The organism is Enterobacter sp. CPE_E863 (genome assembly GCF_046521465.1).
GTDB lineage: Bacteria > Pseudomonadota > Gammaproteobacteria > Enterobacterales > Enterobacteriaceae > Enterobacter > Enterobacter adelaidei.
Genome location: NZ_JBKFZX010000001.1, coordinates 2,957,680 through 2,984,454, shown reverse-complemented (window position 1 = coordinate 2,984,454; position 26,775 = coordinate 2,957,680). Strand labels below are relative to the sequence as shown.

Here is a 26,775-nt window from a genome sequence, read left to right as displayed (position 1 = left end):
GCGGTCATGGCGCTGCGTATTGCGCTCAGTGGGTTTGTCGTTCTGGTGGTGGCGATGGGGATAGGGCGTTTTGCTTTTACACCTCAGGTTCCATTGATGATTGCCGCCGGGCAGCTCACGCTAACCAGTGCGGGCCTGGTGGCGGCGATGAATTATCTGGGCTATCTGGTGGGCGCATGGGATGCAATGCGTGCGCATCGCTTCGTTGAAACACGCCTTTGGCTTGGTATCACCGGTGCGGTTGCGTTGACGCTGCTCTCCGCCGCGGCGGATAACGCCATCGTGCACGGACTGCTGCGCTTTGTGATTGGCTGCATGAGCGGCTGGTCTATGGTGCTGATTGCGGCGTGGACAAATGAACGTCTGGGGCAGTTGGGCAAACCGGGCATGAGTGCTGCCGTGTTTGCCGGCCCAGGCGCGGGTATTGCCCTGAGCGGGCTGCTCGCTGTCTATATCCAGGCGAAATCCCTGTCGGCCGGGGCAGCATGGCAAATCTACGGCGTGCTGGCGCTGGTGCTGATTGCCCTGGTGGCGCGCTACCTGCCGCGATCCGGGCAGCTCCATCGACCCGGCACCGCGCCAGAGCCGCTGGTGCTGACGGCGGATTTAAAGCGCCTGGTCTGGAGCTATAGCCTGGCCGGATTTGGCTATATTCTTCCGGCAACCTTTTTATCGCAAATGGCGGCAGTGCGTTTTCCTGGCAGCCTGTTTGCCCAGTTTGTCTGGCCGATTTTTGGTATCGCTGCCGTGGTGGGCATTGCGCTTAGCATTCTTTTACGCCACACCTCAACGGCTAACCGCAGGCTGGCTATTGTGCTGTGGTTGCAAGGCGCTGGTGTGCTGGCGGCCTGGCTGCTGCCGGGGATTGGCGGGTTGCTGACGGGGGGATTGCTGGTCGGCGGCGGCTTTTTGTGTGCCGTGCAGCTCTCTCTTTTATACGGTCGCGAGCTGGCACCAAACCACACGCGTTATATGGCCGGCCTGCTCACCACCGGGTATGCCATTGGCCAGTTGATTGGTCCGATGACCTCAGCGTTATCGACCTGGCTTACCCATCGGCTTGAGCCTGCGCTGGGGCTGGCGGGTATCGCGTTGTTTGTTGGTGGTGCTCTGGTCTGGAACCGTCACGCTGAAAGGCAACAGCAATTGCAATAATTATCGTCGTGAATACTGGATTATGTGCGCGGCCTCACGCACAATGAGCGCATACTTTTGCCACAACGAGGGCAAAAGACGCCACACCTGCAGGAGAACAAAATGTCATCACTCAGTAAAGAAGCTGCCCTGGTCCACGAAGCCCTGGTTGCGCGCGGTCTTGAAACGCCGCTGCGTCCACCCGTTCAGGAATTGGACAATGAAACCCGCAAGCGTCTGATTGCCGGTCATATGACCGAGATCATGGAGCTGCTGAATCTCGATCTGAGCGACGACAGCCTGATGGAGACGCCGCACCGCATCGCAAAAATGTACGTCGACGAAATTTTCTCAGGTCTGGATTACGCCAACTTCCCGAAAATCACCGTCATCGAAAATAAAATGAAAGTGGATGAGATGGTAACGGTACGTGACATCACGCTGACCAGCACCTGTGAACACCACTTCGTGACTATCGACGGTAAAGCAACCGTGGCGTATATCCCAAAAGATACGGTGATTGGTCTGTCGAAGATTAACCGCATCGTGCAATTCTTTGCTCAGCGTCCACAGGTACAGGAGCGTCTGACGCAGCAGATCCTGACCGCGCTGCAAACGCTGCTGGGCACCAATAACGTGGCTGTCTCTATCGACGCGGTTCACTACTGCGTGAAAGCGCGCGGCGTGCGTGATGCGACCAGTGCGACCACCACCACGTCGCTGGGCGGTCTGTTTAAATCGAGCCAGAACACCCGCCAGGAGTTCCTGCGCGCAGTGCGTCACCACAACTAAGTCTTACAGGGCAGGGACCATGGAGCGAAACGTCACGCTCGATTTTGTTCGCGGCGTCGCCATTCTCGGTATCCTGCTGCTTAATATCAGCGCCTTCGGTCTGCCGAAGGCGGCTTATCTCAACCCAGCCTGGTATGGCGACATCACGCGCAGCGATGCCTGGACGTGGGCAATCCTCGATCTCTTTGCACAGGTTAAATTCCTCACCCTGTTTGCCCTGCTGTTTGGCGCTGGTCTGCAACTGCTCCTTAAACGCGGTACGCGCTGGATCCAGTCGCGCCTGACGCTGCTGGTTCTGCTCGGGTTTATCCACGGCCTGTTCTTCTGGGACGGCGATATTCTTCTTGCGTATGGGTTAGTCGGGCTCATTTGCTGGCGTCTGATTCGCGATGCGCACAGCGTAAAAAGCCTGTTTAACACCGGCGTGATGCTCTATGTCATGGGGCTTGGGGTACTTTTACTCCTGGGGATGATCTCTGGCGAAGCGACAAACCGTTCCTGGATCCCGGATGCCGCTAACCTCCAGTACGAGCAATACTGGAAGCTGAAAGGTGGCACGGAGGCGATAAGCAACCGTGCGGATATGTTGGGTGATAATCTGCTTGCGCTGGGAGCGCAATATGGCTGGCAGCTGGCGGGTATGATGCTGATGGGCGCGTCACTGATGCGCACCGGCTGGCTGAAAGGCGAATTTAGCCTGCGCCACTATCGCCGCACGGGCACCGGGCTGGTCCTGCTCGGCGTGCTGATTAACCTCCCGGCGGTGATTGCGCAGTGGCACCTCCACTGGGATTACCGCTGGTGTGCGTTCCTCCTTCAGGTGCCGCGCGAAGTGAGCGCACCGTTCCAGACCATCGGCTATGCGGCGCTGATCTATGGTTTCTGGCCGACGCTTTCCCGCCTGTGGATCGTCAGCGCCATCGCCTGCGTGGGCCGTATGGCATTGAGCAATTACATTCTGCAGACCTTGATATGCACCACGCTTTTCTATCGATTTGGCCTGTTTATGAAATTCGACCGCCTGGCGCTGCTGGCGTTTGTTATTCCGGTCTGGGTGGTTAACCTGGCGTTTTCTGTTATCTGGCTACGTTATTTCCGCCAGGGACCGCTGGAGTGGATGTGGCGTCAGTTAACCGCACTTGCGTCAGGGGTATCATTAAGAAATACATCCAGATAACGATCTGGATCACAATCATTAACAAAACGGATGTAAGCGTTTTCATCTGTGTGAGCTTCTTCACGTAGTCCCCTTTCTCTCGCTGCCAGAATAGCCACCTTGCTAAACACAGGGGGTGTCTGTGAGTTGCTGCAATCCTTTGAAGGATGGTGAATATGATCACCATTCGTGACGTCGCCCGCCAGGCGGGTGTTTCTGTGGCTACCGTCTCACGCGTGCTGAATAACAGCGCGCTGGTCAGCCCTGAAACCCGTGAAACCGTAATGAAAGCCGTGACTCAGCTCGGGTATCGGCCAAATGCCAATGCCCAGGCGCTTGCGACGCAGGTCAGCGACACCATCGGCGTGGTGGTAATGGATGTTTCGGATGCCTTTTTCGGCGCACTGGTGAAAGCGGTCGATATGGTCGCCCAGCAGCATCAGAAATATGTCCTGATCGGCAATAGCTACCATGAGGCGGAAAAAGAACGTCATGCCATTGAAGTGCTGATCCGCCAGCGCTGTAACGCCTTGATTGTCCATTCAAAAGCCTTGAGCGATGAAGAGCTAACCGGATTGATGGAGCAGATCCCGGGTATGGTGCTGATCAACCGCATCGTCCCCGGCTATGCCCACCGCTGCGTCGGGCTGGATAACGTCAGCGGCGCCATGATGGCCACGAAAATGCTCATCAACAACGGACATCAGCGGGTCGGTTATCTGGCCTCCAGCCATCATATTGAAGATGACGATCTGCGGCGCGAGGGGTGGCAGAACGCCCTGAAAGAGCACGGCATTACGCCATCCGAGAGCTGGGTGGGAACCGGCACGCCGGACATGCAGGGCGGTGAAGCGGCGATGGTGGAGCTACTGGGCCGTAATTTGCAGCTGTCTGCGGTGTTTGCCTATAACGACAGCATGGCGGCAGGCGCCCTGACGGCGCTGAAAGATAACGGCATTGCGGTGCCACAGCATTTATCACTCATTGGTTTTGATGATATTCCAATTGCCCGTTACACCGACCCGCAGCTGACAACGGTGCGCTACCCCATTGCCTCTATGGCGAAACTGGCGACTGAGCTGGCGTTACAAGGGGCGGCAGGGCTGCTGGATCAAGGGGCAACCCACTGTTTTATGCCGACTTTAGTTCGCCGTCATTCTGTCGCCGCTCGGCAAATTGTGGTTCCGATCACTAACTGATTACATGAGCTGATGTAACCGTTTTCAATCTGTGAGTAAATTCACAGTATCTTAACAAGGCGCTGACTATGATGTCAGCGTTTTAGGGGCTGAAACGCTATGTAACAGTGATTATTCACTTTCACTATAGCCAATGTGCCGCAAACAACGAATAAAACGCATTTCTGGAGCGTTACCGAACACGGAAGATAGAAATTTTATAAGTGAACTTCGGCGGTCAGTAACGTTTTATTAACACCCGCCTGCCGATCGTTATTCACAAGAACTACCCTGCATAAAAAAAACCGGAGATACCATGAATAAGAAGGTGTTGACCCTGTCTGCTGTAATGGCAAGCATGCTTTTTGGTGCAGCAGCGCACGCTGCGGATACCCGTATTGGTGTGACCATCTATAAATACGACGACAACTTCATGTCTGTTGTGCGTAAAGCGATCGAGAAAGATGCGAAAGCAGCGCCAGATGTTCAGCTGCTGATGAATGACTCCCAGAACGACCAGTCCAAACAGAACGACCAGATCGACGTTCTGCTGGCTAAAGGCGTGAAAGCGCTGGCAATCAACCTGGTTGACCCGGCTGCAGCAGGCACAGTTATCGAAAAAGCGCGCGGCCAGAATGTGCCAATCGTCTTCTTCAACAAAGAACCTTCCCGTAAAGCGCTGGACAGCTATGACAAAGCGTATTACGTCGGTACTGACTCCAAAGAGTCCGGCATTATTCAGGGCGATCTGATCGCTAAACACTGGGCGGCGAACCCGAACTGGGACCTGAACAAAGACGGTCAGATCCAGTTCGTTCTGTTGAAAGGCGAACCAGGCCATCCGGATGCTGAAGCCCGTACCACTTACGTTATTAAAGAGCTGAACGATAAAGGCCTGAAAACCCAGCAGCTGGCGTTAGATACCGCAATGTGGGATACCGCTCAGGCGAAAGATAAGATGGACGCGTGGCTGTCTGGCCCGAATGCTAACAAAATCGAAGTGGTTATCGCCAACAACGATGCGATGGCAATGGGTGCAGTAGAAGCGCTGAAAGCACACAACAAATCTTCCATTCCTGTATTCGGTGTGGATGCGCTGCCAGAAGCACTGGCACTGGTTAAATCGGGTGCAATGGCCGGTACCGTTCTGAACGATGCCAACAACCAGGCGAAAGCAACCTTCGATCTGGCGAAAAACCTGGCCGACGGTAAAGGCGCTGCTGATGGCACCAACTGGAAGATTGAAAACAAAATCGTTCGCGTACCTTACGTGGGCGTAGACCAGTCCAACCTGGCTGAGTTTATCGGTAAATAAGTAATTAGTACTGTCTTCACTGGGCGCAACTTGTTGCGCCCTTTTATAACGCGATATGCGAGGCCAACAAGGTATAATTATGGTCAGCACAACTACTCAGTCGTCCGGTGAATACTTGTTGGAAATGAACGGTATCAACAAGTCATTTCCCGGTGTTAAGGCACTCGATAATGTTAATTTAAAAGTTCGTCCTCACTCTATTCATGCTTTGATGGGAGAGAACGGTGCAGGTAAATCAACATTATTAAAATGTCTTTTTGGGATCTATCAAAAAGATTCTGGCAGTATTCTTTTTCAGGGGAAAGAGATCGATTTCCATTCAGCAAAAGAAGCACTGGAAAACGGTATCTCGATGGTTCACCAGGAATTAAACCTGGTGCTGCAGCGTTCAGTGATGGATAACATGTGGTTGGGTCGTTATCCAACCAAAGGTGTCTTTGTCGATCAGGACAAAATGTACCGCGACACCAAAGCGATTTTCGATGAGCTGGATATTGATATTGATCCGCGCGCCCGCGTAGGGACATTATCTGTATCTCAAATGCAGATGATCGAAATTGCCAAAGCGTTCTCCTATGATGCAAAAATCGTCATCATGGACGAACCGACATCGTCATTAACGGAAAAAGAGGTTAACCACCTTTTTACCATTATTCGTAAACTTAAAGATCGCGGCTGCGGCATTGTGTATATCTCCCACAAAATGGAAGAGATCTTCCAGCTCTGTGATGAGATTACCATCCTGCGTGACGGTCAGTGGATTGCCACTCAGCCTCTCGAAGGGCTGGACATGGACAAGATCATCGCCATGATGGTCGGCCGCTCGCTGAACCAGCGCTTCCCGGACAAAGAAAACAAGCCGGGTGAAGTGATCCTTGAGGTGCGTAACCTGACTTCACTGCGTCAGCCATCCATTCGCGATGTCTCCTTCGACTTGCATAAAGGCGAAATTCTGGGGATCGCAGGGCTGGTCGGAGCCAAACGTACCGATATCGTGGAAACCCTGTTTGGTATCCGTGAGAAAGCGGAAGGCACCATTACGCTCCATGGTAAGAAAATCAATAACCACAACGCCAACGAAGCCATTAATAATGGTTTTGCGCTGGTGACGGAAGAGCGTCGTTCTACCGGTATTTACGCTTATCTGGATATTAACTTTAACTCGTTAATTTCGAATATTCGTAACTATAAAAACAAAGTTGGTCTGCTGGATAACTCCCGCATGAAAAGCGATACCCAATGGGTAATTGACTCTATGCGTGTTAAAACACCTGGCCACCGCACACAAATTGGTTCGCTTTCGGGCGGCAACCAGCAGAAAGTGATTATCGGTCGTTGGTTATTAACTCAGCCAGAAATTCTGATGCTGGATGAACCGACCCGCGGTATTGACGTTGGTGCGAAATTCGAAATTTATCAACTGATTGCTGAACTGGCGAAAAAGAATAAAGGGATCATTATTATTTCTTCCGAAATGCCGGAATTGTTAGGGATCACAGACCGTATTCTGGTTATGAGCAATGGTCTCGTTGCCGGTATTGTTGACACCAAAACGACAACGCAAAACGAAATTTTGCGTTTAGCGTCTTTGCACCTTTAAGATCAGGGGCTCCTCATGAGTGCGTTAAATAAAAAAAGTTTTCTCACTTACCTGAAAGAAGGCGGTATTTACGTTGTTCTTTTAGTCCTGCTGGCTATCATCATTTTCCAGGACCCTACGTTCTTAAGTCTGCTGAACCTGAGTAACATTCTGACCCAGTCATCCGTGCGTATTATCATCGCGTTGGGCGTGGCGGGGCTGATTGTGACCCAGGGTACTGACCTTTCCGCAGGGCGTCAGGTTGGCCTTGCTGCGGTTATTGCAGCCACCCTGTTGCAGTCGATGGAAAACGCCAACAAGGTGTTCCCGGAAATGGCAACCATGCCGATTTTCGTGGTGATCCTGATTGTCTGTGCCATTGGCGCGGTGATTGGTCTGATTAACGGCATCATTATCGCTTATCTGAACGTGACGCCATTCATCACCACGTTAGGTACGATGATCATCGTTTACGGTATCAACTCCCTGTACTACGACTTCGTCGGTGCGTCTCCAATTTCTGGTTTCGACAGCGGCTTCTCGACCTTTACGCAAGGGTTTATCGCGCTGGGCAGCTTTCGCCTGTCGTATATCACCTTCTATGCGCTGATTGCGGTGGCCTTCGTCTGGATCCTGTGGAACAAAACCCGTTTCGGTAAGAACATCTTCGCTATCGGCGGTAACCCGGAAGCGGCGAAAGTCTCCGGCGTAAACGTTGCTCTGAACCTGCTCATCATCTATGCCCTGTCTGGTGTGTTCTACGCCTTCGGCGGGATGCTGGAAGCGGGCCGTATCGGCTCTGCAACCAACAACCTCGGTTTCATGTATGAGTTGGATGCGATCGCAGCCTGTGTGGTGGGTGGCGTCTCCTTCAGCGGCGGCGTGGGTACTGTGCTCGGCGTGGTGACCGGTGTGATTATCTTCACCGTGATCAACTACGGTCTGACCTACATCGGTGTGAACCCGTACTGGCAGTACATCATCAAAGGCGCCATCATTATCTTCGCGGTTGCGCTGGATTCCCTGAAGTACGCACGTAAAAAATAATGCCTTTTTGCGTCACCCGGCCCGCTCATTGAGCGGGCTTTTTTATTCCTCACGCCAGATTCGACTCTTCTTTGGTCACGATGCTCTCAAACCAGTCGAGTTCAGCAAGCTTGCAGGCGATCCACTGTTCGGAAAAAGCCTCGCCCAGGCTGTTGGTGAGATACTGACAGCGGGCAAATGTCTCAATGGCTTCCTGCTGAAACAGCGGCAGAACCGGGTCATCCTGCTGCGGTTCTGGTAAATCTTCTTCGTCGATGTTTTCCAGCCCGTACAGCATACCGGTCAGGATGGTGGCTGCCACCAGATATGGATTCGCATCGGCCCCGGCCAGTCGGTACTCAATACGACAGTTGTTCTCATCCGAGCAGGGAATGCGCAGTGCAGCGGAGCGGGTGTTATAACCCCAGGAGTTAAATAAGGGTTCTGTCAGGTTTTTACGCAGGCGGCGAAACGCGTTGACGCCCGGAGCAATCACGGCGATGGAGGCAGGCATCAGTGCAAGCTGGCCCGCGATGCATAAACGCATCATGCTATTAAGCTCATTCCCTGGTGAGGCAAAGACGTTTTTGCCGTGGCTATCGTTCAGACTGAAGTGGAAATGCAGGCCGCTGCCGGACTGCTGACTGAACGGTTTTGCCATAAAACTGGCCTGCAGGCCATGCTGTTCAGCCACGTGTCGGGTCAGACGTCGTAGTGCCAGCACGTTATCACATACTTCAACGACACGATGGCTATGCTTCAGGTTTAACTCGAACTGGCCGGGTTCAGCTTCTGCCACGATCCCGGTCAGAGGGATGCGTTGAAGTTGAGCTAGCTGTTCCAGCTCGTCAAACAGCGCTGCGTGTGCTGTCGAGGTATCCATATGAAAGCAGCCCTGATTCTGTGGATCCTGAGTTTCTCTGCCCGTCAGATAGAACTCAATTTCCGGGGCAATCACCGGGAATAGCCCGTGCTGGTGGAAACGGGCCAGGACATTTTGCAGTATTACTCGTGGTTCAAATGGGCAGGGCTGGCCGTTGCTGTCTTTCATCGTCAGCAGGATCTGCGCATTGTGCTGTGGATCTTGCGCAGAAGGGCACAGGGAACCGGAGACGGGGATGCACAGCCGGTCTGGTTCATCATGAAGCGGGGCGGAAATTATTCCTTTCTGGCCCATGGAATAGACGGAGAGAGGAAAGTAGCAGCCTTTTTCCAGCGTCAGCATGCTTTCCACTGAGAGACGCTTGCCGCGCATAATGCCATTGATATCGTTCAGGTAAACATCAATATGTTTTGTCAGCGGATAACGCTCCAGATAATCCGTGACCTCCATCGGGATACTGTGCTGCATCGCCTCAATTTTTTCATCCAGCCAGAGGCCTGAATTGAGCGCCGTCGGGAGAGATAAGCCCGGGAAGTTAAAATACGGACGGAGACTTTTCAGGAAAAACGCATTTATGATTGAGTTCATAGTCATTCTTCAATGAAGCCGTAGCGGCAGTGAACTCAGCTTAAAGGGGGCGGCATAAAGGGGAGATAAAAAGCGTCAGGCCCGGCGTAAAGAAAGTATAAAGGTGATGCTATTTTTTCTCTTTTTTCTGCATATCAAGCAGTTGTTCTGGCGTGACGGCAGGGTAACCCTGCGCATCTTCCGGCACTTCATGCATCGCCGGGATCGGCACCAGCGGGCCTAAAAAGCGCGGTTCGCGTTTGAAAATGTACAGGTCTGCCAGCGCGCCAAAACGGGCACCAAACTCGCGTACACGCACGCTCAGCATATCTTTTGGTGACGGTACCGCGTAGCACTGCGCCTGAATGCCCATATGCAAGGCGATAAACAGCGCGCGCTCGCAGTGGAAGCGCTGGGTGATGATGATGAAGTCGTTGGTGTCGAAGACTTTACGCGTGCGCACGATGGAGTCCAGGGTGCGGAACCCGGCGTAATCGAGCACGATATCCGCAGGGTCGACGCCAGCGGCAATCAAATCCTTACGCATCGTCACCGGTTCGTTATAGCTTTGCAGGGCGTTATCACCGCTTAACAGCAGGTAATTCACTTTGCCACTGTTGTAGGCGTTCAGTGCGCCCTGAATTCGGTAACGGTAGTACTGATTGATCACACCGGTGCGGTAATACTTGGCCGTACCGAGTACCACACCCACCTGACGGTAGGGCAGGTCCTGCAGGTCATCAAAGATATAGGGGGCGGTTTTCCAGCTCATCCAGCGATCGAGGCCCAGCACGATCAACAGCAGTATGCCGACCAGGACAGACAGGCTGTAAAAAACGCGCTTTAACATGCAGATGGCTCGTTCCGAAGATGAAATTTAACTCAGGCTACTTTACCCGCCTGGATAGCGCAAGAAACAGCGACTCAACTGAGGGGTTTTTCAGCAACGTGGCGGGCATTTCTGCCCGCCGGAAGGATTACGCGAGCAGTACGCGGTCGATTGTTGTGCAGCCCAGCGCTTTTAACGTGGCAGCGGTGGCATCCCACTGAATCAGTGGCGCATCGGCAATTTCTGCCAGAATGGCGCGCTGAATATCCGGATAGTCATAGCCGTTCAGGCTCAGCAGGTTGAGTGCGCCCTGCAGCGGTGGCAGCGTTGGGTTAAAGGCGGCGTTTTCGGCATAGCTGCCGCTAAAGATACGACCATCCCGACACTGCAGCGCGACACCGCTCGGGGATTTGCTGTACGGCGTGTGGCTTTTGTTGGCAGCGCGAATGGCAGCCTGGGCCAGGTCATCACCGGACAGGGCAAAACCGTGGTCCTGTTCGTCCATCAGCAGGGTTTTGATCTCAAGATCTTTCGGGCCAAAGGCATCAGGCAGGTAATCCCCCAGCGTATGCGGTGCGCGGCCAGGCAGGTTAATGCGCAGTTGCAGCCCGCTGTTCAGCTCATTCATAAACTGACGGCAGTGACCACACGGCGTGTAGTTAACGGTGATGGCGTTCAGCGCTTTTTCACCGCGCAGCCAGGCATGGCTGATGGCGCTCTGCTCAGCGTGAACAGTCTGTTGCATGGTCGCGCCCAGAAACTCCATATTACCGCCGAAGTACCATGTCCCGCTGATGCCGCGTGCAATGGCCCCGACGTTGAAGTGGGAGAGGTCAGCACGCGCACAGGCGGCAGCCAGTGGCAGCAGAGCAAAAGCCAGCGCGTCTTCGTCCAGTCCCGTTGCCTGTTTCAGCATCGTGACCTGCTCCGCCGTCAGCAGGGCGGGGAAATGCTCATCCGCCAGAATCGGGGTCAGAGCGGTTTGCAAATTCTCGGCAAGCTGGGCGAAAGCAGCTTGAAAACGTGGATGCATTGCGTTTGCCTCATAAAGGTTAATGGATCGGTAGTTTACGGAGCCGATGGGGCTTTATATGTGATCCAGTTCTCAATATGTATGCAACTTATGAAATCAAAATGAAATTTGCGCGACGCATCGCAAATTTTAGCCCATTACCACCAGAATCAGCGGGAAAATGAATGGGGCCAGCAGGGAGGTGATGATCCCGCAGATGACCAGTGCCAGTGAGCTAAACGCCCCTTCCTGATAATCCAGTTCTGCACAGCGTGCTGTCCCCAGTGCGTGCGATGCTGTCCCCATTGCCAGGCCCCGCGCAGCTTTGGTATGAATGCGCATGCCATTGAGCAGAGTATGTCCAAACACAGCACCCAAAATACCAACGAAAATCACACACATGGCGCTGATGGCTGGAATCCCTCCAAGGCTACCGCCAACCGCCATCGCAATTGGCGTGGTGACGGATTTTGGCAGGATAGAGGCTGCAATTTGTGGAGACGCTCCCATCAGCAGCGCTACCGACGTCCCGGTGATCATTGCCACCAGACTGCCCACAAAGCAGATCGTAATGATGGACTTCCAGCGAGCGCGGATCTGGTGAAGTTGCTCATATAAAGGAAAGGCGAGTGCCACAACGGCGGGCTGTAGCAAATCATTTAAAATTTTGCTGCCGGCAAAATAGCGTTCGTAAGGAATGCCGGTGAGAAGCAGGAATGGAATGATCACCACCATGGCCACCAGCAGTGGATTCAACAGCGGCATTTTGAAACGTGCGGCAAGTTTGCGTGCGGCGAAGAACACCACCAGCGTTAACGGTAGCGACCACCAGATATTGGCTATCATTTTTTTGTTTTCTCCCCGACAACTTTACGTTCGCCATGCACCAGATGAGAGCTCCAGCTCACGACCAGGAAAACCACCAGCGTACTGACCGCACAGGAGACTACGATCGGGCCGAACTGGGCTTTAAGCAAATCAAAATACTGCATGACCCCGACGCCGATAGGCACGAAAAGCAGCGCCATATAGCGAATAAGGACGAAGCAGCCAGGGTTGACCCACTTAGCGGGTAGAATTTGCAACGCCAGTAAAACAAACAGGATTAGCATGCCGATAATGCTACCGGGGATCGTGATGGGCAGCAGCGACGCGATGAAAATCCCGGCATACAGGCAGGCATAAATCAGGACGAATGCACGCAGATATTGCCAGATAATGTTCAATGATTTGCTCATGAAGAAAGTCCTTGCTGAAACGCATTCATCATACAATTAAACCTGAAAATGTGCCATGGATCACATCATGAATTTTGAGCATACCAGACATTCCAGAATGGAACGTCGGACTTTCCACATACATACAGAGCAGATACTATAGCGCGTCTTTTTTCACAGGTACTGATATGCGTGTTTTACTGGCCCCAATGGAAGGCGTGCTCGACTCTCTCGTGCGCGAGCTTCTGACCGAGGTGAACGACTACGATCTCTGCGTGACGGAGTTTCTGCGCGTGGTCGATATGTTGTTGCCAGTAAAATCCTTCTACCGACTTTGCCCCGAGCTGCACAACCAGAGCCGTACCTCCTCCGGTACGCTGGTACGTATTCAGTTGCTCGGTCAGTACCCTGAATGGCTGGCGGAAAACGCTGCCCGCGCGGTCGAGCTCGGGTCTTACGGGGTGGATCTCAACTGCGGATGTCCGTCGAAGCTGGTGAACGGCAGCGGCGGTGGGGCGACACTGCTGAAAGATCCAGAACTCATTTACCGTGGTGCGAAGGCGATGCGTGAAGCTGTGCCTGGGCATTTACCGGTGACGGTAAAGGTGCGTCTGGGCTGGGACAGCGACGCCCGGCAGTTTGAAATTGCCGATGCTGTACAGCAGGCCGGTGCCACGGAGCTGGTGGTGCATGGCCGCACGAAAGAAGATGGCTACAAAGCCGAGCGTATTAACTGGCAGGCGATCGGTGAGATCCGTAAAAGGCTGACTATTCCTGTTATCGCCAACGGTGAAATCTGGGATTACGAGAGCGCGCAGGCATGTCTGAAAGAGACAGGCTGCAATGCGGTGATGATCGGCCGCGGCGCGCTTAACGTACCTAACCTCAGCCGGGTGGTAAAATATAACGAACCGCGAATGCCGTGGGCAGACGTCGTCACGCTGCTGCAAAAATACAGTCGTCTGGAAAAACAGGGTGACACCGGGCTATATCATGTCGCGCGAATTAAACAGTGGCTGAGTTATTTGCGCAAAGAATATAGCGAGGCGTTGGGGCTGTTTCAGGAGATCCGCACACTACAAACGTCTGGTGATATTGCGCGGGTTATTCAATCAAAATAATAAATATGAATATATAATTAATTCATTTAGTGAATATTTTTCCAATTATGTAAATGTATAACAATGTCCCCATTGCCACGCATTCCTAAAAAAATAAACAGCATTAAGCGTAATTTTCGCCTTTATTTTTTGAGTGTGTGGCGTAATGAAACGTTCTCTTATTTTATCTCTGAGTTTCCCCGTTGCTTTTATTCTGGTGGCCTGCGCGCCGGAACATACCACGGTATCTCCCCTGAAGACGCAATCAGTAACAGCGTCGGTTAATACAACACTCCATGCTTCAGCATGGCCGAAAAATGAGTGGTGGAAAGACTATAACGATCCTGAGCTTAATTCGCTGATTGCCAAAGCGCTGAACGACGCGCCGGATATGCAGATTGCCCGCCAGCGCATTACGCTTGCCGAAGCTCAGGCCAAAGCCGTCATGGCGGCAGACGGTCCGCAAATTAATTTTTCCGCCGATGCGGAACGCCAGAAAATGTCCGCTGAAGGGCTGATGGGACCCTTTGCGATTACCGACCCGGCGGCAGGTACTACCGGGCCCTGGTACACAAACGGCACCTTTGGTCTGACCGCTGGCTGGGATCTCGATCTGTGGGGGAAAAATCGCGCGCAGGTTGAAGCCCGTATAGGCCGAGTGAATGCGCAAAAAGCGGAGCTGGAGCAAACCCGACAACTGCTGGCCAGCAGCGTGGCCCGGCTCTACTGGGAGTGGCAAACTCAGGCCGCAGTGCAGGATGTCCTCGTCCAGATCAAACATGAACAGGACAACATTATCGGCGCCGACCGTGAGCTCTATCAGCACGGGATCACCTCTTCCGTTGAAGGGGTTGAAACCGATATCAACGCCAGCAAAACCGAAGAACAGCTGGCGGAAGTCAACGGGAAGATGAAAGCCGTTGAGGCGCGTCTGGTTGCGCTAACGAATTCCTCCTCCGTGACGCTTTCGCGGCATGCGCTGCCGACGGTCGATGCCTCTCTACCGTCAACGCTGGGGTATGAACTGCTGGCGCGTCGACCGGATCTTCAGGAGGCACACTGGTATATCGAAGCCTCCATGAGCGAGGTGGAGGCGGCCAGAGCGGCTTTTTATCCTGATGTGAATCTGATGGCATTCTTACAGCAGGATGCGCTCCACCTGAGCGACCTGTTCCGTTCTTCAGCGCAGCAGATGGGGGTGACAGCGGGGCTGACACTGCCGATTTTCGACAGCGGCAGACTAAATGCGAACCTTGATATCGCCCAGGCGCAAAATAATCTCTCGGTCGCCAGTTACAACAAAGCGGTGGTGGAGGCGGTTAATCAGGTGGCACGTACAGCCAGTGAAGTCGAAACCCTGATGGCGAAAAATCGCCAACAGCTGCAGGTCGAAAATGATGCGGCGCGCGTTGTGGCCCTGGCGCAGGCACGTTTTAGTGCGGGTATTATCGCGGGTTCACGGGTCAGTGAAGCCAGAATACCGGCACTCAAAGAACAGCTCGCCGGGTTGATGCTGAAAGGTCAGTATATCGACGCCACGCTGCAGCTGACGTCGGCACTGGGTGGCGGTTATCATCATAGCTGAAAGGGTCATCAATCCTCATCGCGAGTTTTCTCGCGATGCTTCAGCCACAGCCGTACTGCAATCACCGCCACAACCACCAGAATTAACCACGCCCAGTGCTTCAGGTGCTGGTCAAGGTTATGCAGCCATGGACCAATCACTTCGCCACCGACGTAACCGAGCGTCGTAAAGATAAGCGCCCAGGCAATCGCGCCAAGAATATTGAGCGGTAGGAAAATTTTCGGAGGCAGATGGCTGGCACCTATCAGTATTGGGCCGATAATTCGAAAGCCGTACATAAAGCGTGTGCCAATGACGAACAGATAGGGATGACGTTGAATGAGCCGCTGAGCGCGTCGAATTTTCTTCTGATGCTTTTTGAAACGCTTAAGTAGCCCTGGCCCAAAGCGCAGCCCCAGAAAGTAGAGCAGCTGGTCGCCAATCATCCCCCCCAGGGCGACGGCGGCGACGACCAGCGGGAATTTCAGTAACCCCTGATGCGCGGCGACGCCGCCGAGCAATGTGATGGTTTCGCCTTCTGCCACGCTGCCAGCAACCAGCGCGGCGTATCCATATTGTTCAATAAGATTGTTGATATCCATTACGTAAACTTCATCTCCCTCGGTATACCTCCGTTAATCATATACCCCATGAATCAACAGCGGGGAAATCAACGGAAATTTCCTGCTGTACATAAAATAATCTAAAGCCTGCATTATACTTAAAGTATCGCTGACGGACCGACAACAAGGGGGCTCTATGAACCATGTCTGGGGACTTTTCTCCCATCCCGATCGTGAAATGCACGTCATCAAAAGTGAGAATGAAACCGTCTCGCATCATTACACGCACCATGTGTTGCTGATGGCCGCGGTGCCGGTAATATGCGCCTTTATCGGAACAACTCAAATCGGCTGGAACTTCGGGGATGGCACCGTAGTTCAGCTTTCATGGTTTACCGGGCTTTATCTGGCCATCATCTTTTATGGCCTGATGCTGGCGGGTGTTGCCGTCATGGGGCGTGTCATTCACTGGATGGCGCGTAACTACCCGCAACGTCCATCGCTGGCGCACTGTATGGTCTTCGCCGGATATGTCGCGACCCCGCTGTTCTTAAGCGGTATTGTTGCGCTCTATCCACTGGTCTGGTTGTGCGCGCTGATCGGTACCATTGCCCTCTTTTACACCGGTTATTTGCTGTATCTGGGGGTTCCAACCTTCCTGAATATTAATAAAGAAGAGGGCCTGAGCTTCTCCAGTTCAACACTCGCTATCGGTGTGCTGGTGCTGGAGGCGTTACTGGCGCTGACGGTAATTCTTTGGGGTTATGGATACCGTCTCTTCTAAGTTCACTGCATTGCTGGCGTAAATGCCAGCAATGCAGCATCTGCTCACGATTATCCGCTGGCGACAAAGCGCGGTGACGGCTATGATGCCGAAGCCAGCCTGTGTTTACCGTCGACACAGGCGGTGTACGTCATTACGTGCGTGAATAATTATCAGAAGTCTCACCATGCTGAAATTCCGAGTCTCTTTACTTAGCCTGGCACTGTTGCTGGGGGCGTCCGCTGCCGTGCCAGCCATCGCCAAAACGCCCGCGGTGACTGCTGCTGCTGCCCAGCCGCAAATTGCCTCCGGCAGCGCAATGATTGTTGATCTCAACACCAATAAGGTCATTTACGCCAGCCATCCGGACCTGGTGCGCCCGATTGCCTCCATTACCAAATTAATGACCGCGATGGTGGTGCTTGATGCACATCTGCCGCTGGACGAAAAACTGAAAGTGGATATTAGCCACACGCCGGAGATGAAAGGGATTTATTCCCGCGTGCGACTGAACAGCGAAATCAGCCGTAAAAATATGCTGCTGCTGGCGCTGATGTCATCTGAAAACCGCGCTGCGGCGAGCCTCGCCCACCATTATCCGGGCGGCTACGACGCATTTATTCGTGCGATGAATGCGAAAGCCAAATCGCTGGGGATGAACAATACGCATTATGTTGAACCGACAGGTCTGTCGATTAACAACGTCTCCACCGCCCGCGATCTGACAAAACTGCTGATCGCCAGCAAACAGTACCCGCTGATTGGTCAGCTCAGTACCACCCGTGAAGAGACGGCGACGTTTGCGAACCCAGCCTATACGCTGCCGTTCCGTAATACTAACCATCTGGTTTACCGGGATAACTGGAATATCCAGTTAACGAAAACCGGTTTTACCAATGCGGCGGGACACTGTCTGGTCATGCGTACTGTTTTTAACGGCAAACCGGTAGCGCTGGTGGTGATGGATGCCTTCGGCAAATACACCCACTTCGCGGATGCAAGCCGACTGCGTACCTGGATTGAAACGGGGAAAGTGCAGCCTGTTCCGGCTGCGGCATTGACCTATAAAAAGCAGAAAGCTGAACAGATGGCGACCGCGCAAAACGACTGAGCCGCCTGTCAGCGCCGGGTGGCGGCTTCGCCTTACCCGGCTTACTCCGGCAGCGTCCAGTCTCCATCGTTGAGTGGACGCTGCATAATCACCGTATCCCGCCAGTCGCCTTTCTTATACCCCACGCTGCGCAACTGACCGACAATCTCAAAGCCGTGTTTTTTGTGCAGCCGTAACGAGCCGGGATTATTACTGCCATCCCCCACAACGGCAATCATCTGGCGCCATGGGCCTTGTTCGCAGCGCGCAATCAGCGCACTCATTAATGCGGAGCCAAAACCGCGTCCGGTGGTGCTGGCATCCACGTAAATTGACTCTTCCAGAGTATAGCGATAGGCGTGTCGCGGGCGGTAAGGTGTGGCATAGCAATAGCCGACAACGATGCCGCGATAAAGAGCGATAAGCCACGGTAAACCGTTCTCTGCCACACCTTTCATACGTTGACGCATTTCATCAATGGTGGGGGGAATTTCTTCAAATGACGCACGCCCGTGAAGCACATGCCAGGCATAGATGGCCGCGATGGCATGCACATCATCGGGAAGGGCATCGCGCACTTCCAGTTCGGTTTCGGATAAAACATCAACAGCCGACATGATGTGCCTGCTCCTCGTTATAGAATGCCGGAGAAACGTTTCTCCGGCGTCAGACAGTTACTCTATTACGATTAAGGAGCGCTTAACAATCTCTCAAATTTGGCTGTAGGAATTAATCAGAAGCTTGCGTAATCTGCTATTCCGTGTCAGCACTCTCTTTCCAGTATTTCTTCCGCGTTGTTTTACCGATACCGGGATTCATGCTGTTTGTAGGGTCATTCTCGCGATAAAACTGCTTAAGTGCGTCAGGGGCTTTATAAAGATGACCGACGTTGTGTTCCGCAGGATATTGTGCGCCACGTTCACGTAACAGGGCGAGCATCTGCTCCTTCAGTTCGTGCGCATCAACCCCTTTTTTAACGATGTAATCCTGATGGAAGACGTAGCACATAAAGTGGCCATAATAGAGCTTGTGTACCAGCTTGCTGTCGATCTCCGGCGGCAGGTGTTCAAACCACTCGGTATCGTTGCGTCTTAGGGCGATATCCAGCGCCAGAATATCTTCTACCTCTTCTGAATGTACCGCCTGATAACGGATGGCGGCACCCGCAGCGGCAAAACGGTGCAGGAAGGCTTTGCTGCCTTCTTCAGGAGTACAGGCAAAGAAATCCCCGTCGGCGGTTTTGAAGAATTCGGTCAGCCAGGTCTGCGCTTCGGTAATCCCGTCACCGGCCATTTTCAGCAGTAAATGGTGTTCATATTTGTCGCGCCAGGTTTTCATCCGCTCCGGTAAATGCGCCGGGAAGACGTTGCCTAACTTCTGCATAAAGCGGTCAGTGAAGTGAGGTTTAAACAGCGACACTTTCTCCAGCATCGCGTCGGTGCGGCCCTTCATAGTGAAGAAGAACGGCATTTTGTCGGTGCCGAGCTTGTCGATCATCAGGAAGGTGTCTTTGCCGTAGCGCTCGGCAATGTCGTAAATATCCCGATGCATATATTCGCCCGCCACGGGCAGGTGCGTGAATTCACCCAGAATATGGCGGCGGATCTCGGTCAGCACCTCAGGCTGATTAGTACCGATGTAAAATACCTGCTGTTTTTTCTCTGCCGGGAACGTATCAAGGCGTACCGCAAAAACCGCCAGCTTGCCCGCGCAGCCAGAAGATTCAAACAGGCGATCCGGATCGGCGTTGTAACGGGCTGGCGTATCGGCTTCGATATCCCGCACGCGGGTAACATAATCGTGATCGTGCGCATGGCGGCCATCGTGCTGAACGTCTTCATCTTTAACGCGATCGTCGTCAAGTTTGCTGAGGATTTGTTCCGGCGTAACGCCCAGATCAATCCCCAGATGGTTAACCAGCGTCAGTTTGCCGTTTTCGTCAATACGGGCAAAAAGCGACATTTCGGTATAAGCGGGGCCACGCTGCACCAGCGAACCGCCGGAGTTGTTGCAGATCCCACCTACCACCGAGGCGCCAATGCAGGAGGAACCGATCACCGAGTGCGGCTCACGACCCAGCGGCTTAAGTGCTTTTTCCAGAGAGTAGAGCGTTGTACCAGGGAAGGCGAGCACCTGCTCACCTTTATCCAGAAGGTGTAATTTGTCGAGGCGCAGGGTGCTGATGATGACAATGTCACGATCGTAATCGTTGCCGTTCGGCGTTGAGCCTTCGGTCAGGCCAGTGTTTGCTGCCTGCATTAATATAATCTTGTCTGCGGCGACGCAGGCGCTCAGCACGCGCCATAGCTCCAGCAGCGTGCCGGGGAAAACCACCGCCAGCGCCTCGCCCTGACCGGAGCGAAACCCCTTACGGTAGCGGGCGGTTTTGGCCGGGTCGGTAAGCAGGTGAGAGGAGCCAACCAGGCGCGACAGTTCGTTGATAAACGTCGTGTTATTGTGAGTTTGAACAGAAGACATCTTCCACTCCTTGTGGTGGGGCAAATTTCTCGCAATAAAGCATAGCGCGATTAACTGTTAAGCGGTCGAGTATTCACGAGAAAAATCAGAGAATAACCCTGCAACGTTCAGAGGGTTTGTGGCACACTGCGCCTTTCGCACGGTTTGGCCGAGATCTTCCGGCGGTTATTGATGAGAGAGTATAACAACATGAAATGGCTATGTTCTGTAGGTGTTGCCGTCAGCCTGGCGCTGCAACCCGCGCTGGCAGAGGATTTGTTTGGCAATCATCCGCTTACGCCTGAAGCCCGGGACGCGTTTGTGACGGAATTGCTCAAGAAAATGACGGTCGATGAGAAAATCGGCCAGTTGCGTCTTATCAGCGTTGGCCCGGATAACCCGAAAGAGGCCATCCGTGAAATGATTAAGGATAGTCAGGTCGGGGCGATTTTTAACACCGTTACCCGCCAGGACATCCGTAAAATGCAGGATCAGGTGATGGAACTCAGTCGCCTGAAAATACCGCTGTTCTTCGCCTATGACGTGCTGCACGGTCAGCGCACCGTCTTCCCCATCAGCCTTGGTTTAGCCTCCTCCTTTAACCTCGACGCGGTGAAAACCGTGGGGCGAGTTTCCGCGTATGAAGCGGCAGATGATGGCCTGAACATGACCTGGGCACCGATGGTCGACGTCTCCCGCGATCCGCGCTGGGGCCGTGCGTCCGAAGGCTTTGGTGAAGATACTTATTTAACCGCCACGATGGGCAAAACCATGGTGGAAGCGATGCAGGGCAAAAGCCCGGCAGACCGTTACTCTGTCATGACCAGCGTGAAGCACTTCGCCGCTTACGGTGCAGTGGAGGGCGGCAAAGAGTATAACACCGTTGACATGAGCCCGCAGCGCCTGTTCAACGACTATATGCCGCCGTACAAGGCAGGTCTGGACGCGGGCAGCGGCGCGGTGATGGTGGCGCTCAACTCGCTGAACGGCACGCCTGCGACGTCTGATTCCTGGCTGCTGAAAGACGTACTGCGCGACCAGTGGGGCTTTAAGGGCATCACCGTTTCTGACCACGGCGCCATTAAAGAACTGATCAAACACGGTACCGCATCCGATCCGGAAGATGCCGTGCGCGTGGCGCTCAAGTCCGGCATTAACATGAGCATGAGCGACGAGTACTACAGCAAATACCTGCCGGTGCTGGTGAAGAGTGGCAAGGTAACGATGGCGGAGCTGGACGATGCCACGCGTCACGTGCTGAACGTGAAATACGACATGGGGCTGTTTAACGATCCGTACAGTCACCTGGGGCCGAAAGACTCTGACCCGGTAGATACCAACGCCGAAAGCCGTCTGCATCGTAAAGAAGCGCGTGAAGTTGCGCGTGAAAGCCTGGTACTACTGAAGAACCGCCTCGACACGCTGCCGCTGAAAAAATCTGGCACCATTGCCGTGGTCGGTCCGCTGGCCGACAGCAAGCGCGACGTGATGGGGAGTTGGTCCGCGGCGGGCGTCGCTGACCAGTCCGTGACCGTGCTGACGGGTATTAAGAACGCTGTCGGTGAAAACGCCAGTGTGGTCTATGCCAAAGGGGCTAACGTCACTAACGATAAAGACATCGTGACGTTCCTCAACCAGTATGAGGAAGCGGTGAAGGTTGACCCGCGCACGCCGAAAGAGATGATCGACGAAGCGGTTAAAACGGCAAAACAGTCTGATGTCGTTGTGGCGGTTGTGGGAGAAGCGCAGGGGATGGCGCATGAAGCTTCCAGCCGTACCGATATCACCATTCCGCAAAGCCAGCGCGATTTGATCGCTGCCCTGAAAGCGACGGGCAAGCCGCTGGTGCTGGTGCTGATGAACGGTCGTCCGCTGGCGCTGGTGAAAGAAGACCAGCAGGCTGACGCGATTCTGGAAACCTGGTTCGCCGGTACCGAAGGCGGTAACGCGATAGCCGACGTACTGTTTGGCGATTACAACCCGTCAGGCAAATTGCCAATGTCCTTCCCGCGCTCCGTTGGTCAGATCCCGGTCTACTACAGCCACCTGAACACCGGTCGTCCGTACAACGCCGACAAACCGAACAAGTACACGTCTCGTTACTTCGACGAAGCTAATGGCCCGCTGTACCCGTTTGGTTATGGCCTGAGCTACACCACCTTCAAGGTATCTGACGTGAAAATGTCGTCCCCGAGCCTGAAGCGTGACGGTAAAGTGACAGCCAGCGTTGAGGTGACAAACACCGGTAAGCGCGAAGGGGCTACGGTGATCCAGATGTACGTTCAGGATGTGACTGCCTCCATGAGCCGTCCGGTGAAGCAGCTGCGTGGCTTTGAAAAGGTCAACCTGAAACCGGGTGAAACCAAAACCATCAGCTTCCCAATTGACGTGGACGCGCTGAAGTTCTGGAATCAGCAGATGAAATACGATGCTGAGCCTGGCAAATTCAACGTGTTTATCGGTGTGGATTCTGCCCGGGTGAATAAAGGCGAGTTCGAACTGCTGTAACCTTTCCTTCCTTTGCATCCCCCGTTCGCGGGGGATGCGTCTTATCTTATGCTAAAAAGGCATTTTGACGGTTAATCACGCCGTTTTAAGCTACGCTTTTCTCTCAAGCCTCTGAAAAAGGCAGCAAAAAATATGAGGATAGCGGAATGACGATTGCAAAGGGGATGTTGGGAGCTGCGGTGTTGCTGGCGGCAATAAGTCTGCCCTTACAGGCGGCGGAGCCGGTAAAAGTGGGCTCAAAGATAGATACCGAAGGCGCGCTGCTCGGCAATATCATTTTGCAGGTGCTCGAAAGCCACGGCGTCAAAACCGTCAATAAAGTCCAGTTGGGCACCACGCCCGTCGTGCGCGGCGCGATTACTTCCGGCGAGCTGGATATCTACCCGGAATACACCGGCAACGGCGCATTCTTCTTCAAAGATGAAAACGATCCGGCCTGGAAAAACGCCAAAGCCGGATATGACAAAGTCAAAAAGCTCGACGCTGAACAGAACAAGCTGGTCTGGCTGACCCCGGCTCCGGCCAACAACACCTGGACTATCGCCGTGCGTAAAGACGTGGCGGAGAAAGGGAAGCTGACTACCCTGGCCGATCTCAGCCGCTACCTGAAAGAGAAGGGCGACTTTAAGCTTGCCGCGTCGGCAGAGTTTATCGAGCGTCCTGATGCGCTGCCTGCGTTCGAAAAAGCCTATGACTTCAAGCTTGACCAGGCGCAACTGCTCTCTCTGGCAGGCGGCGATACGGCGGTGACCATCAAAGCCGCTGCACAGAAAACTTCGGGTGTTAACGCGGCCATGGCCTACGGTACCGACGGCCCGGTCGCGGCACTTGGCCTGCAAACCCTGACCGATCCAAAAGGCGTGCAGCCGATTTATGCCCCGACGCCGGTGGTACGTGAGGCAGTGCTGAAAGCCTACCCGGAGATTGCCGACTGGCTCAAACCTGTTTTCGAAAAACTGGATGAAAAAACGCTGCAACAGCTGAATGCCAGCATTGCCGTCGAGGGGCTGGATGCCAAAAAAGTGGCCGCCGACTTCCTGAAACAACAAGGGCTTGTGAAGTAACGGGAAAAGGCTGTGCCAATAAAATGTCATAACCGCGTCCTGCTGCTGTTGGCCTGTGTGACCATCGCAGCGGTCGCGTTACCGTTTGTGAATGTCGCCCCTAATCGCCTGATGTCGGGGGAGGGGCGTTCTCTCTGGGAAGTCTGGTCGTTTACACCGTGGTTGCTTGCGGTGGCACCGGGGGCGTGGGTTGCGCTATCGCTCTGGCAAGGTCGTACAGCACAATGGTTGACGTTGCTGCTCTCTGAAGGGCTTTTTATCACCCTTTTCTGGGGAGCCGGGCTTGCGGCAACGCATATGGCTTCGGCGGAAAGCCCGCTGGCAAGAACAACGGTGGGGAGCGGCCTGTGGCTGTGGCTGGCGTTGTGCCTGCTCGCCTGCAGCGATGCTATACGTCGCCTCATCTCTGCGTCCGTCTGGCGTTGGGTGCTTAATGCACAGATATGGGTTATTCCATTGCTCCTGCTGTTTAGTGGCGAACTGAATAATCTCTCGCTGTTAAAGGAGTACGCCAACCGTCAGGAGGTGTTTGATGATGCCCTGACGCAACATCTGACCATTCTCTTCGGGACGCTCTTCCCGGCTCTCCTGCTCGGGATCCCGTTGGGCATGTGGTGCTATCGTCACCCTTCACGTCAGGGGGGCGTTTTTGCCGTGCTGAACGTTATCCAGACTATCCCTTCCGTTGCGCTGTTTGGTCTGCTGATTGCCCCCCTGGCCGGGCTGGTGAAGTCATTTCCTGTGTTGGGAACAATAGGTATCGCCGGTACGGGATTAACCCCCGCTCTGATCGCGCTGGTGTTGTATGCACTGTTGCCGCTGGTACGCGGCGTGGTCGCGGGCTTAAGTCAGGTCGCCCCGGATGTGCTGGAAAGCGCCCATGCGATGGGGATGAGCACGAGACAATGTTTCTGGCAGATACAGCTTCCGCTGGCACTGCCTCTCCTGCTGCGTAGCCTGCGGGTAGTGGCGGTGCAAACCGTTGGCATGGCGGTCATTGCGGCGCTGATTGGGGCGGGCGGTTTCGGCGCGCTGGTATTCCAGGGGCTGCTGAGTAGTGCCCTGGATCTGGTGTTATTAGGCGTGGTTCCTACGATTGCGCTGGCGGTTGTTGTCGACGCGCTGTTTGCCTTATGGCTCGCGCTGCTCAGGAGAAGAGCCAATGATTGAATTTCATGATGTCAGTAAAACTTTTGCGGGACGCCCGGCGGCAAGCCATCTGAACCTGAACTTTGCCGAGGGTGCGTTTTCCGTGCTGATAGGTACCTCGGGCTCGGGAAAATCCACCACCCTGAAGATGATCAATCGTCTGGTTGAGCATGATAGCGGTTTGATCCGCTTTGCCGGAGAGGAGATCCGCAGCCTGCCGGTGCTGGAGTTGCGTCGCCGGATGGGATATGCCATTCAGTCGATAGGCCTGTTTCCGCACTGGACGGTGGCGCAGAACATTGCCACTGTGCTGCAGCTGGAGAAGTGGTCGCGGGCAAAAATAGCTGACAGAGTTGATGAACTGATGTCTCTACTGGGGCTAGAGTCCACACTGCGTGACCGCTATCCGCACCAGCTTTCCGGGGGACAGCAGCAGCGGGTGGGGGTAGCGCGCGCCCTGGCGGCCAACCCACAGGTATTGTTGATGGATGAACCCTTTGGTGCGCTTGACCCGGTCACGCGCGGGGCGCTACAAACGGAAATGACCCGTATTCACCGCATTCTCGGACGTACGATCGTTCTCGTGACGCACGATATTGATGAAGCCCTGCGCCTGGCCGACCATCTGGTGCTGATGGATCACGGCGAAGTGGTTCAGCAGGGGAGCCCGCTCGAACTGTTAAGCCATCCGAAAAGTGATTTTGTGCGTGAGTTTTTTGGCCGTAGTGAACTGGGGGTCAGGCTGCTCTCCTTGCGGACGGTCAGCGACTATATGCGTCGGGAAGATGCGCCGGTGAGCGGTGAACCGTTGCAGGAGCAGATGAGCCTGCGGGATGCGCTCTCCGCGTTTGTTGCGGGTCAGTGTGAGGTGCTACCTGTTGCGGACGCCCGCGGTGCGCCGTGTGGTGCTTTGCATTTTCGCGATCTGCTGGCCGGGGAGGTGATACGTGAAAACACTGCGTGATCCGCTTCTCTGGCTGGTAGCCATCTTTGTCGCCTTACTGTTTCTGATGCCACACAGCGCGGCGCTGTTCAGCACCCTTTTTCCCGGGCTGCCACGACCGGTCTATCAGCAGGAGAGCTTTATTAATCTTGCCCTGGCACATCTCTGGCTGGTGGTCCTCTCAAGCGCTATTGCTGTTGTGCTGGGAGTGGGGGCGGGCATTGCGGTGACACGTCCAGCAGGCCGGGAATTTCGTCCGCTGGTTGAGACGATAGCGGCCATTGGTCAGACGTTTCCGCCGGTGGCGGTGCTGGCGATAGCGGTTCCGGTCATGGGCTTTGGCCAGCAACCGGCAATTATTGCGCTGATTTTATATGGCGTATTGCCCATTCTGCAGGGCACGCTGGCGGGTATCGCGGCAGTACCGGCATCTGTATTGAGTGTGGCTGAAGGGATGGGAATGAGTCGCGGGCAGCAGCTACGTAAGGTTGAATTGCCATTAGCGGCGCCCGTTATTATTGCCGGGATCCGCACGTCGGTCATTATCAACATCGGAACGGCAACAATTGCGTCGACGGTAGGAGCCAATACGCTGGGAACGCCGATTATAATCGGCTTAAGCGGGTTTAATACGGCCTATATTGTGCAGGGGGCGGTGCTGGTCGCGCTGGCGGCGATCGTCGTCGATCGCGTTTTTGAGCGGCTGACGCTGCACCTCAGCCGACACCGCCGCGAACAATAAACGAGTATCCTGCCAGCATCACGCCGCCGATACCGCTCACGGCCATCAGGACAAAAAGGGTAATAATGGCCAGTTTGGTTGCCTTCATCATCTGCTCCTGTTGTTAACGGAACAATTATACGGTGAAGCGCAGCTGTTAATGAA

At 54.1% G+C, this 26,775-nt stretch carries 25 protein-coding genes; 16 read left to right on the top strand and 9 right to left on the bottom strand.

Annotation, left to right across the window (positions count from 1 at the left end; all coding sequences use genetic code 11):
- The first annotated feature begins 6 nt into the window (after positions 1-6).
- The 7 genes from ACLHV8_RS14760 (at position 7) to mglC (ending at position 8,201) form a co-directional block, all read left to right on the top strand.
- Positions 7-1,155, top strand: a complete 1,149-nt coding sequence (locus tag ACLHV8_RS14760; RefSeq protein ID WP_208594230.1) for a YbfB/YjiJ family MFS transporter — start codon at positions 7-9, stop codon at positions 1,153-1,155.
- 102 nt (positions 1,156-1,257) lie between these two features.
- Positions 1,258-1,926, top strand: coding sequence for a GTP cyclohydrolase I FolE (gene folE / locus ACLHV8_RS14755; protein WP_028016308.1), 669 nt, complete (start codon positions 1,258-1,260; stop codon positions 1,924-1,926).
- A 19-nt stretch (positions 1,927-1,945) separates the two neighbouring features.
- The gene (gene yeiB, locus ACLHV8_RS14750; protein ID WP_208594231.1) at positions 1,946-3,103 is read left to right on the top strand and encodes a DUF418 domain-containing protein YeiB; all 1,158 of its coding nucleotides are present in this window, start codon (positions 1,946-1,948) and stop codon (positions 3,101-3,103) included.
- A gap of 155 nt (positions 3,104-3,258) precedes the next feature.
- A complete protein-coding gene (gene galS / locus ACLHV8_RS14745; protein WP_028016310.1) occupies positions 3,259-4,281 on the top strand; it encodes an HTH-type transcriptional regulator GalS in 1,023 nt (340 codons plus the stop codon).
- Positions 4,282-4,576: 295 nt separating this feature from the next.
- Complete coding sequence (gene mglB / locus ACLHV8_RS14740) at positions 4,577-5,575, top strand: galactose/glucose ABC transporter substrate-binding protein MglB (protein WP_024908164.1); 999 nt, start codon at positions 4,577-4,579, stop codon at positions 5,573-5,575.
- Positions 5,576-5,654: 79 nt separating this feature from the next.
- On the top strand, positions 5,655-7,175 hold the full coding sequence (gene mglA / locus ACLHV8_RS14735; protein WP_028016311.1) for a galactose/methyl galactoside ABC transporter ATP-binding protein MglA: 1,521 nt from the start codon (positions 5,655-5,657) through the stop codon (positions 7,173-7,175).
- A gap of 15 nt (positions 7,176-7,190) precedes the next feature.
- Positions 7,191-8,201: a galactose/methyl galactoside ABC transporter permease MglC gene (mglC, locus tag ACLHV8_RS14730; protein ID WP_008500921.1), complete on the top strand. Its 1,011-nt coding sequence runs from the start codon at positions 7,191-7,193 to the stop codon at positions 8,199-8,201.
- A 49-nt stretch (positions 8,202-8,250) separates the two neighbouring features.
- On the opposite strand, the gene ACLHV8_RS14725 is transcribed toward mglC, so the two are convergent.
- From ACLHV8_RS14725 to ACLHV8_RS14705, 5 genes are all read right to left on the bottom strand, one after another.
- Positions 8,251-9,639, bottom strand: coding sequence for a glutamine synthetase family protein (locus ACLHV8_RS14725; protein ID WP_208594243.1), 1,389 nt, complete (start codon positions 9,637-9,639; stop codon positions 8,251-8,253).
- 121 nt (positions 9,640-9,760) lie between these two features.
- A complete protein-coding gene (gene sanA / locus ACLHV8_RS14720; RefSeq protein WP_014884561.1) occupies positions 9,761-10,480 on the bottom strand; it encodes an outer membrane permeability protein SanA in 720 nt (239 codons plus the stop codon).
- A gap of 127 nt (positions 10,481-10,607) precedes the next feature.
- Entirely contained in the window at positions 10,608-11,492 is an 885-nt protein-coding gene (gene cdd, locus ACLHV8_RS14715; protein ID WP_114977713.1) for a cytidine deaminase, read from the bottom strand.
- Between the two features lie 129 nt (positions 11,493-11,621).
- Positions 11,622-12,317, bottom strand: coding sequence for a CidB/LrgB family autolysis modulator (locus tag ACLHV8_RS14710; RefSeq protein ID WP_028016314.1), 696 nt, complete (start codon positions 12,315-12,317; stop codon positions 11,622-11,624).
- A complete protein-coding gene (locus ACLHV8_RS14705; protein ID WP_049008205.1) occupies positions 12,314-12,709 on the bottom strand; it encodes a CidA/LrgA family protein in 396 nt (131 codons plus the stop codon). Before ACLHV8_RS14705 ends, ACLHV8_RS14710 begins: the two co-directional genes overlap by 4 nt.
- Positions 12,710-12,876: 167 nt before the next feature.
- Between ACLHV8_RS14705 and dusC the strand changes: the two genes are divergently transcribed.
- Both dusC and mdtQ read left to right on the top strand, forming a co-directional pair.
- A complete protein-coding gene (dusC, locus tag ACLHV8_RS14700; protein WP_208594232.1) occupies positions 12,877-13,809 on the top strand; it encodes a tRNA dihydrouridine(16) synthase DusC in 933 nt (310 codons plus the stop codon).
- A 145-nt stretch (positions 13,810-13,954) separates the two neighbouring features.
- Positions 13,955-15,373, top strand: coding sequence for a multidrug resistance outer membrane protein MdtQ (gene mdtQ / locus ACLHV8_RS14695; protein ID WP_208594233.1), 1,419 nt, complete (start codon positions 13,955-13,957; stop codon positions 15,371-15,373).
- An 8-nt stretch (positions 15,374-15,381) separates the two neighbouring features.
- Here mdtQ and ACLHV8_RS14690 read toward each other — a convergent pair whose 3' ends face one another.
- The gene (locus ACLHV8_RS14690; protein ID WP_108090792.1) at positions 15,382-15,954 is read right to left on the bottom strand and encodes a DedA family protein; all 573 of its coding nucleotides are present in this window, start codon (positions 15,952-15,954) and stop codon (positions 15,382-15,384) included.
- Positions 15,955-16,111: 157 nt separating this feature from the next.
- Between ACLHV8_RS14690 and ACLHV8_RS14685 the strand changes: the two genes are divergently transcribed.
- Both ACLHV8_RS14685 and pbpG read left to right on the top strand, forming a co-directional pair.
- The gene (locus ACLHV8_RS14685; protein WP_008500904.1) at positions 16,112-16,699 is read left to right on the top strand and encodes a Yip1 family protein; all 588 of its coding nucleotides are present in this window, start codon (positions 16,112-16,114) and stop codon (positions 16,697-16,699) included.
- 166 nt (positions 16,700-16,865) lie between these two features.
- Entirely contained in the window at positions 16,866-17,789 is a 924-nt protein-coding gene (pbpG, locus tag ACLHV8_RS14680; protein ID WP_028016319.1) for a D-alanyl-D-alanine endopeptidase, read from the top strand.
- A 41-nt stretch (positions 17,790-17,830) separates the two neighbouring features.
- Here the strand turns inward: pbpG and ACLHV8_RS14675 are convergent, their stop codons facing one another.
- Both ACLHV8_RS14675 and dld read right to left on the bottom strand, forming a co-directional pair.
- Positions 17,831-18,385: a GNAT family N-acetyltransferase gene (locus ACLHV8_RS14675; RefSeq protein WP_208594234.1), complete on the bottom strand. Its 555-nt coding sequence runs from the start codon at positions 18,383-18,385 to the stop codon at positions 17,831-17,833.
- A 136-nt stretch (positions 18,386-18,521) separates the two neighbouring features.
- Positions 18,522-20,246, bottom strand: coding sequence for a D-lactate dehydrogenase (dld, locus tag ACLHV8_RS14670; protein WP_049008210.1), 1,725 nt, complete (start codon positions 20,244-20,246; stop codon positions 18,522-18,524).
- Positions 20,247-20,435: 189 nt separating this feature from the next.
- Between dld and bglX the strand changes: the two genes are divergently transcribed.
- The 5 genes from bglX to ACLHV8_RS14645 all read left to right on the top strand — a co-directional run bounded on the left by bglX (position 20,436) and on the right by ACLHV8_RS14645 (position 26,631).
- Positions 20,436-22,733: a beta-glucosidase BglX gene (gene bglX, locus ACLHV8_RS14665; RefSeq protein ID WP_208594244.1), complete on the top strand. Its 2,298-nt coding sequence runs from the start codon at positions 20,436-20,438 to the stop codon at positions 22,731-22,733.
- A 146-nt stretch (positions 22,734-22,879) separates the two neighbouring features.
- The gene (locus ACLHV8_RS14660) at positions 22,880-23,797 is read left to right on the top strand and encodes an ABC transporter substrate-binding protein (RefSeq protein WP_049008212.1); all 918 of its coding nucleotides are present in this window, start codon (positions 22,880-22,882) and stop codon (positions 23,795-23,797) included.
- 12 nt (positions 23,798-23,809) lie between these two features.
- A complete protein-coding gene (locus ACLHV8_RS14655; protein ID WP_108090790.1) occupies positions 23,810-24,967 on the top strand; it encodes an ABC transporter permease in 1,158 nt (385 codons plus the stop codon).
- Entirely contained in the window at positions 24,960-25,910 is a 951-nt protein-coding gene (locus ACLHV8_RS14650) for an ABC transporter ATP-binding protein (protein ID WP_208594235.1), read from the top strand. Before ACLHV8_RS14655 ends, ACLHV8_RS14650 begins: the two co-directional genes overlap by 8 nt.
- Positions 25,894-26,631: an ABC transporter permease gene (locus ACLHV8_RS14645; RefSeq protein WP_028016326.1), complete on the top strand. Its 738-nt coding sequence runs from the start codon at positions 25,894-25,896 to the stop codon at positions 26,629-26,631. The genes ACLHV8_RS14650 and ACLHV8_RS14645 overlap by 17 nt, the downstream gene beginning before the upstream one ends.
- Here the strand turns inward: ACLHV8_RS14645 and ACLHV8_RS14640 are convergent.
- Positions 26,606-26,719, bottom strand: coding sequence for a protein YohO (locus tag ACLHV8_RS14640; RefSeq protein WP_008500895.1), 114 nt, complete (start codon positions 26,717-26,719; stop codon positions 26,606-26,608). The two genes, ACLHV8_RS14645 and ACLHV8_RS14640, sit on opposite strands and share 26 nt — an antisense overlap.
- Positions 26,720-26,775 lie beyond the last annotated feature (56 nt).

Excerpts from the sequence above, each read along its gene's own strand:
- ACLHV8_RS14760 (WP_208594230.1), top strand. The coding sequence starts at position 7 with ATGGCGCTGCGTATTGCGCTCAGTGGGTTTGTCGTTCTGGTGGTGGCG.
- folE (WP_028016308.1), top strand. The coding sequence starts at position 1,258 with ATGTCATCACTCAGTAAAGAAGCTGCCCTGGTCCACGAAGCCCTGGTT.
- yeiB (WP_208594231.1), top strand. The coding sequence starts at position 1,946 with ATGGAGCGAAACGTCACGCTCGATTTTGTTCGCGGCGTCGCCATTCTC.
- galS (WP_028016310.1), top strand. The coding sequence starts at position 3,259 with ATGATCACCATTCGTGACGTCGCCCGCCAGGCGGGTGTTTCTGTGGCT.
- mglB (WP_024908164.1), top strand. The coding sequence starts at position 4,577 with ATGAATAAGAAGGTGTTGACCCTGTCTGCTGTAATGGCAAGCATGCTT.
- mglA (WP_028016311.1), top strand. The coding sequence starts at position 5,655 with ATGGTCAGCACAACTACTCAGTCGTCCGGTGAATACTTGTTGGAAATG.
- mglC (WP_008500921.1), top strand. The coding sequence starts at position 7,191 with ATGAGTGCGTTAAATAAAAAAAGTTTTCTCACTTACCTGAAAGAAGGC.
- sanA (WP_014884561.1), bottom strand. The coding sequence starts at position 10,480 with ATGTTAAAGCGCGTTTTTTACAGCCTGTCTGTCCTGGTCGGCATACTG.
- cdd (WP_114977713.1), bottom strand. The coding sequence starts at position 11,492 with ATGCATCCACGTTTTCAAGCTGCTTTCGCCCAGCTTGCCGAGAATTTG.
- ACLHV8_RS14710 (WP_028016314.1), bottom strand. The coding sequence starts at position 12,317 with ATGATAGCCAATATCTGGTGGTCGCTACCGTTAACGCTGGTGGTGTTC.
- ACLHV8_RS14705 (WP_049008205.1), bottom strand. The coding sequence starts at position 12,709 with ATGAGCAAATCATTGAACATTATCTGGCAATATCTGCGTGCATTCGTC.
- dusC (WP_208594232.1), top strand. The coding sequence starts at position 12,877 with ATGCGTGTTTTACTGGCCCCAATGGAAGGCGTGCTCGACTCTCTCGTG.
- mdtQ (WP_208594233.1), top strand. The coding sequence starts at position 13,955 with ATGAAACGTTCTCTTATTTTATCTCTGAGTTTCCCCGTTGCTTTTATT.
- ACLHV8_RS14690 (WP_108090792.1), bottom strand. The coding sequence starts at position 15,954 with ATGGATATCAACAATCTTATTGAACAATATGGATACGCCGCGCTGGTT.
- ACLHV8_RS14685 (WP_008500904.1), top strand. The coding sequence starts at position 16,112 with ATGAACCATGTCTGGGGACTTTTCTCCCATCCCGATCGTGAAATGCAC.
- pbpG (WP_028016319.1), top strand. The coding sequence starts at position 16,866 with ATGCTGAAATTCCGAGTCTCTTTACTTAGCCTGGCACTGTTGCTGGGG.
- ACLHV8_RS14675 (WP_208594234.1), bottom strand. The coding sequence starts at position 18,385 with ATGTCGGCTGTTGATGTTTTATCCGAAACCGAACTGGAAGTGCGCGAT.
- dld (WP_049008210.1), bottom strand. The coding sequence starts at position 20,246 with ATGTCTTCTGTTCAAACTCACAATAACACGACGTTTATCAACGAACTG.
- bglX (WP_208594244.1), top strand. The coding sequence starts at position 20,436 with ATGAAATGGCTATGTTCTGTAGGTGTTGCCGTCAGCCTGGCGCTGCAA.
- ACLHV8_RS14660 (WP_049008212.1), top strand. The coding sequence starts at position 22,880 with ATGACGATTGCAAAGGGGATGTTGGGAGCTGCGGTGTTGCTGGCGGCA.
- ACLHV8_RS14650 (WP_208594235.1), top strand. The coding sequence starts at position 24,960 with ATGATTGAATTTCATGATGTCAGTAAAACTTTTGCGGGACGCCCGGCG.
- ACLHV8_RS14640 (WP_008500895.1), bottom strand. The coding sequence starts at position 26,719 with ATGAAGGCAACCAAACTGGCCATTATTACCCTTTTTGTCCTGATGGCC.